Below are 4,452 nucleotides of genomic sequence, written 5' to 3'. Positions count from 1 at the left end.
TGCCGTACGAGGTGCGGGTGTGCGGTGCGGCCCGCCGTCAGCCGGGGTGCCACTCGACCAGCAGGATCGTGGCGTCGTCGCGCAGCTTGTGCTCCTGGTGCCCGCGCACGAACTGGATCAGCCGGCGGAGCGCCTCGGGGGCGGTGTCCCCGGCGGCCGTGGAGCGGATGACGGTGTCGGCCAGGCGCTGCTCGCCGAAGACGCTGCCGTCGGGGCCGCGGGCCTCGGTGACGCCGTCGCTGTGGATCAGGACGCGGTCGCCGGGCTGGAGGCGTTCCCGGTGCAGGATGGGCGGTTCGTCCCTGTGGAAGCCCAGCCCGAGCGGCAGCTGCGGGGTCCGCTCCAGCACCCGGGGCAGTACATGCCCGTCGCGGATGAGCAGCGGCGGCGGGTGGCCGCAGTTGACCCAGGTGAACTGCCCGCCCGCGGTGTCGAGGTGGGCGATGACGGCGGTCATCAGACGGCCGGGGATCCACTGTTCGAGGGTGCGGTCGATGGTGCGGGCGATGTCGGGGAGGGTGCCCCCCGCGCGCCGCGTGGCCCGGCAGGCGGCGAGGCCCGTGGCGCTGGCGCCGCCGGAGGCGAGGTCGTGGCCCATCGCGTCGAGCAGGGTCAGGTGCAGGCCGTCCTCGGTGAAGCTGTGGTCGAAGGCGTCGCCCCCGATGTCGTACGCCGGCTCCAGCACCGCGGACGAGGTGGCCTCGGCGGTGCCGATGGTCCGCGGCGGCAGGAACGCCCACACCAGCTCCGCCTGCACGGTCATGGGGCGCAGCCGCTCCCGCTTCACCACCAGGTCGTTGTACGGCGACTTCGACATGAGCACCAGCGTCGCCAGCGAGGCCAGGGCCCGGCTCACGTCCAGCAGGGCCGGAGGGAAGGCGGGCGCGGTCGCCTGCATGACGCCGACCCGCTCGATGCCGTCGATCATCGGCACCCAGGCGGTGCCGCGGTCGCGGGGCACCTGGACCTGCCGGGTCCGGTAGGCGAGGCCGCCGAGCGAGGAGTCGATGTCGAGGGCGTCGGCGGGGCCGCCCGGGCCCGGGCCGCTCTGGGGCATCGCGACGAGCCGTACCTGCTGCAGGTCCGCCACGTAGAGGCGCGTCCTGCTCAGCCCGAGGCGCTTGCCCGCGGCCTCGACGAGGTCGGGGACTTCGCGTGCGGCCACGCGGTGCGAACCCTCCAGCAGCTCCGCGAAAACGGCGTCGCTCCCGGTCACGGCCGCTCCCCTCGTCACGGTGGGCCCGCCGGCGCCGCCACGGGTGCCGCCAGGGCGCAGCGCGGACATGCCGGTCCGCTCGGGTGGGCCGCCACCCGGCGGGCCACCTCCAGAGTGGCCCACCTTCCGGGTGGGGCGCCATTCGCCGCAGCCGGGCGGCCGCGCCCCGCGGAGGGGCAGGGCCGCCGGCCCGGTGGCGGCCCTGCCCGAGCCGCCACGGCCGCCCCCGCGGGTTCCGGTGGGCGAGGCGGACGGGGCGCGGCCGGGAGTCAGGCGTGCCCCGGATCTGCCGGACGGTGCACTCGCGCGGAATCCCCCACGGCGCGGGCCCCGCCGTCCGCGTACCCTTCACGCCGGCTCCCCGACGGCTCGGGCCTGGCCATGGTCCGTTTCGGCTCGTAAGGGCCGGCCGGGGGCCGGTGCGGTGCACCGGAGGCCGCAGGGGTCGGGCCGGGGCCCGCGCGTCTGAAGCCGCCGCCCGTTTTCCCCCGCCGTGGCGGGGCAGCCGCCCTGCGGGAGGCGGCGGTACGGCGGCCCGGGGTGGAGGTGCGTTCGCGCGCTCGTCGCGTCCCGTGACGTCCGCCACCGACCGTCCCGACCGCCCGCGTCCGTCCACAGCGGTAGGAGCACCTGCAATGGCCCTCCACACCCGAGCCCGGCCCAGGCCCGCCGTGCAGATCGCCGCTCTCACGGTGGGCGCCGTCTTCCGGCTGATCGGCGCAGCCGGCCACACCACGGCTCGCACCGCCGGTCGCGCACCCGCCCCCCTCGTGGGCGGTGGCACCGCCTACCTGGTGCACGGCCTGGTCGTCGACCACGACAGCGCCGACTTCGTCCCGCTCCACGACGCCGACAGGCGGCACTTCCTGCCGGGCATCGCCACGCTGCTCCTCGGCATGCTGCTGTCCCGCCGGCGCGTGCGGCGCGCATGACCGGGGACGCGGATGCCGACCGCGGAAGGCGGAGGGCGCGACCGGCCGGCCCCCGGCGGCGGTGAGGGACCGGCGGCCGCCGCCGTCGCTCGGCGCGCCGCGGTGTTCCGCCGCATCATGGCGGCCCTGGAGCGGGTCGCGCCCGAGGACGTGCCGGGCCGGCTGTGCACGGAGCTGGCTTCGATGCTGCCGGCGCGGGGGCTCGCGATCAGCCTCCTCGCCCTCGGCGGCGTTCCCGGCAGCACCTGGTGCGCGAGCGATGCGCTGGCCCGGCGGCTCGCAGACCTCCAGTTCACCCTGGGCGACGGTCCCGGCATCACCGCCGCCGAGGTGTTCGCACCGGTGCTGGCCCCCGACCTGTCGTCCGCCAGGGAGGCCCGGCGCTGGCCGCTGTTCACTCCCCCGGCCCTGCGGGCCGGGGCCCGCGCGGTGTACTCCGTCCCCCTCGGCAGCAGCAGCGACGTCTTCGGCACCCTGGACCTCTACCGCGACACCCCCGGGATCCCCGCCCCGCCGGAACTGGCGACGGCTGTCATCGCGGCCGACGCCGCCACCCAGGTGATCGGCGCCCTGAAGCGCCGCGACGGCGGGGACGTCACCGTCTGGCTCCACCCCGGCCTGACGCCGCCCGAGCAGCAGGAGATCCACCAGGCCGTGGATCTGATCACGGCAGTCCGGGGCATCGACGTCAACGAGGCCCTGGCCCTGCTGCGGGCTCGCGCTTTCCGAGAGGACCGCACCGCCGCCGAGGTTGCCCACGACGTCATACGCGGCACCCTCCGCTTCGACACGGACTGAGGGCCGGATGAGCGGGGTCTGACGTCTCGGGGCCGGCGGCGTGCCGGGGGCGTCCCGTCAGCCCATTGTCCTTCCGGCGCGGCCCGGCCCGTCAAGGGCGCTCCCTGCGGTCGCGTCGCTCCGCGATGGCCCTTGCGGGCCACCCTTGACAGCCCGACCCCCACCGAAACGCCAAAGAGCTGCCGGGAAGCCCCCAGGGGAAAGAAACGGCCTGGAGGAACCCAAGCCACAAGGGCATCAGGCACACGATCTCCCGCCCGACGGCCCCATCCACCCCACCGGCACCGTCAGACCTGCCGACCGCAGCCGAGGGGCCCATGCCTGCTCGAAGCAACGCCCAGAACACCACCAGGACACACGAGCGCATCAGATCGCCCAGTGGACACCCTTGGCCGGGCGACTGACCACCGTCCGAGGCAGAAAAACCCACCAGCCCGCCATACGCCCTTGCCTGCTGGGCGACCCGCCCGCCACCCGGGGCCGCGAAGCGCCCCAGGCCACTCCACACGCCCGTCGGATCGGCGACCGACACCTTCCGGGGCAGCGAAGCGCCGCGAACCACTCGACGCCCGCTCGCCACCCGGGCGCGAAGCGCCCAAGTCGCCGCATCTTCCGCCCCTTCCGACGACCGACGGCCGCCGGACGCCGAAAAAAGGGACGCGCGTAGCGACTGACGCGCTCACGTGTCCGGAGAATGCTCTGGTCATCGTTTCGTGCGGTCACGGCTTCCCGCCGCCGGGAAGGCCTCCGCAATCCGAGTCTGAGGCGGGCAAGCGGCCGGGCGGCACCGCCGAACGCGCACCGCTGATGCCGGTGGGGCGGAAAGGGCCACCCAGGCGGGAGAGAAAGCTCCCTGACACCCCCTCACGCCTCACGTTCCCTCCAGGCCATTCCCCTGGGGGCTTCCCGGCAGCTTGTTGGCATTCCGGGGCGGGACGTCCTGTCAAGGGTGGCCTGTAAGGCCATCGCGCAGCGACGCGACCGCAGGGAGCGCCCTTTACAGGACGGCCCGCACCGGAAGGACAATGGGCTGCCGGGACACCCCCAGCACCATCCGACCCCGACCGGCCGGCTCCGCAGCCTCACCCCCGCGCCGCGCCTCGTGCCTCCGCCAGTGCTTCCGCCACCTCCGCCAGGACCGGTACCGCCGGCTGCACCGCTTTGATCAGGCGGCGGGTTTCCGACTGGCCCGCTGCCACCGTCAGGGGGATCTGGCGGGCCGCGCAGTGGCGGTGGAGGGTGAGGACCGTGGCCACGGCGGATGCCGTCGCGGCCGCCGGGGGCAGTTCGACGACGACGCAGTCCGGGCGGTGTTCTTCCAGCAGGGACTGGACGTGCTGGACAAGCCCGTTGCGGCGGTCCGGGTCGGGTGGGCTCCACAGCGTCACGACGAGACACCGCTCGCGTACGACGTGCGTGACGGGAGGCCGTCTCGGCCACCGCCCTGCCGAGCCCGCACCGCCCGCATCGCCCGCATCGCCCGCATCGCCCGCACTGCCCGCACCC

Annotated in this window: 4 protein-coding genes; 2 read left to right on the top strand and 2 right to left on the bottom strand. The window is 75.2% G+C overall.

Features of this window, described 5'->3' with window-relative positions; translation table 11 throughout:
* Positions 1-37: 37 nt before the first annotated feature.
* A complete protein-coding gene (locus EF903_RS29260; RefSeq protein ID WP_260616083.1) occupies positions 38-1,216 on the bottom strand; it encodes a PP2C family protein-serine/threonine phosphatase in 1,179 nt (392 codons plus the stop codon).
* A gap of 635 nt (positions 1,217-1,851) precedes the next feature.
* Here EF903_RS29260 and EF903_RS29255 point away from each other — a divergent pair.
* The gene (locus tag EF903_RS29255) at positions 1,852-2,148 is read left to right on the top strand and encodes a hypothetical protein (protein ID WP_125548020.1); all 297 of its coding nucleotides are present in this window, start codon (positions 1,852-1,854) and stop codon (positions 2,146-2,148) included.
* A 12-nt stretch (positions 2,149-2,160) separates the two neighbouring features.
* Positions 2,161-2,946 (top strand): ANTAR domain-containing protein, encoded by a 786-nt coding sequence (locus EF903_RS29250; RefSeq protein ID WP_125548019.1) that lies wholly within the window; start codon positions 2,161-2,163, stop codon positions 2,944-2,946.
* Positions 2,947-4,028: 1,082 nt separating this feature from the next.
* Here the strand turns inward: EF903_RS29250 and EF903_RS34445 are convergent.
* Positions 4,029-4,452: hypothetical protein (locus EF903_RS34445; RefSeq protein ID WP_221888794.1), on the bottom strand; the 424-nt coding region annotated here is incomplete at its 5' end.

It is taken from the genome of Streptomyces sp. WAC05292, from assembly GCF_003949955.1.
In the GTDB taxonomy this organism is placed as follows: domain Bacteria; phylum Actinomycetota; class Actinomycetes; order Streptomycetales; family Streptomycetaceae; genus Streptomyces; species Streptomyces globosus.
The sequence above is the reverse complement of the archived record's forward strand: the minus strand, read 5'-3'. Positions and strand labels throughout refer to the sequence as shown.

What these genes read in the sequence shown, in the direction of transcription:
- EF903_RS29255 (WP_125548020.1), top strand. Translation starts at nt 1,852, where the DNA reads ATGGCCCTCCACACCCGAGCCCGGCCCAGGCCCGCCGTGCAGATCGCC.
- EF903_RS29250 (WP_125548019.1), top strand. Translation starts at nt 2,161, where the DNA reads ATGCCGACCGCGGAAGGCGGAGGGCGCGACCGGCCGGCCCCCGGCGGC.